The 1,110-nt window shown below is 45.7% G+C and carries 2 protein-coding genes; both read right to left on the reverse strand.

Going from position 1 to position 1,110, the window contains the following annotated elements; genetic code table 11:
• The coding region (locus tag A3738_RS01620) for a glycine betaine/L-proline ABC transporter ATP-binding protein (RefSeq protein WP_156503881.1) at positions 1-770 on the reverse strand (770 nt) is incomplete at its 3' end.
• 2 nt (positions 771-772) lie between these two features.
• Positions 773-1,110, reverse strand: a 338-nt coding sequence (locus tag A3738_RS01625) for an ABC transporter permease subunit (RefSeq protein ID WP_156503882.1), incomplete at its 5' end; no start/stop codon positions are given.

Here is a 1,110-nt window from a genome sequence, read left to right on the forward strand (position 1 = left end):
GGTTGCAGAAGAATTTCACTAGGCTCGCCGACTTGAACCAGCTCACCATCTTTGAGAATCGCGATTCGATCACCAACACGCAAGGCTTCGTCCAAATCATGGGTAATAAAAACGATTGTCTTGTGGAGTTTTTCTTGCAGATGAATCAATTGATCCTGCATCTCGCTTCTAATCAGAGGGTCCAATGCAGAAAAAGCCTCGTCCATCAACAATACATCTGGGTCGGTGCACAAAGCTCGCGCTAGACCAACACGTTGCTGCTGACCGCCTGAAAGCTGTGATGGGTATAGTCCCTCATACCCTTCTAAACCGACGTCAGCTAACCATTGTTTAGCCTTCTGTAGTCGCTCAGCTTTCGCAACGCCCTGTGTTTTCAAACCAAAGGCGACGTTATCGATCACCGAATTATGGGGTAACAAACCAAAGTGCTGAAACACCATCGACATGCGTGTTCGACGAAATTCCTGAAGCTGTTTCGCATCAAGCTTCATCACGTCGTCACCATCAAACATGATCTGCCCTGCACTCGGTTCAATCAGACGGTTAAAGTGACGAATTAAGGTCGACTTTCCAGAACCAGAAAGCCCCATAATTACGAAGATCTCACCCCGTTTGATCTCCATGTTAATGTCTTTAAGACCAAGCGTATGTCCAGTTTTTTCAAGAATCTCTGCTTTGGTTTTCCCCTGTAAAACAAGATCCATATGTTTTTCAGCTTGATCACCGAAAAGCTTGTAGAGCGATTTAATTTCAATGAAGGTATCACTCATGTTCATTGCTGCCCCCCAAGATGTGCTTGAGAGCGTTTCGCATACGCTTGAGATACCCGATCAAAGATGATTGCCAGCACCACGATCGCGATACCGTTAAATAAGCCCAAAGCAAAGAACTGGTTGTTAATCGAACGCAAGACCTGCTGCCCTAAGCCTGCAACACCAATCATTGATGCTATCACGACCATTGCCAGCGCCATCATAATAGTTTGATTTACTCCGGCCATGATATTTGGCATCGCTAGAGGAAGCTGAACCTGAAATAGCTTTTGATACGAGGTCGTGCCAAAGGCGTCTGCTGCTTCTAATACTTCTTTATCTACGAGACGAATACCCA

This window comes from Oleiphilus sp. HI0066 (assembly GCF_001635725.1).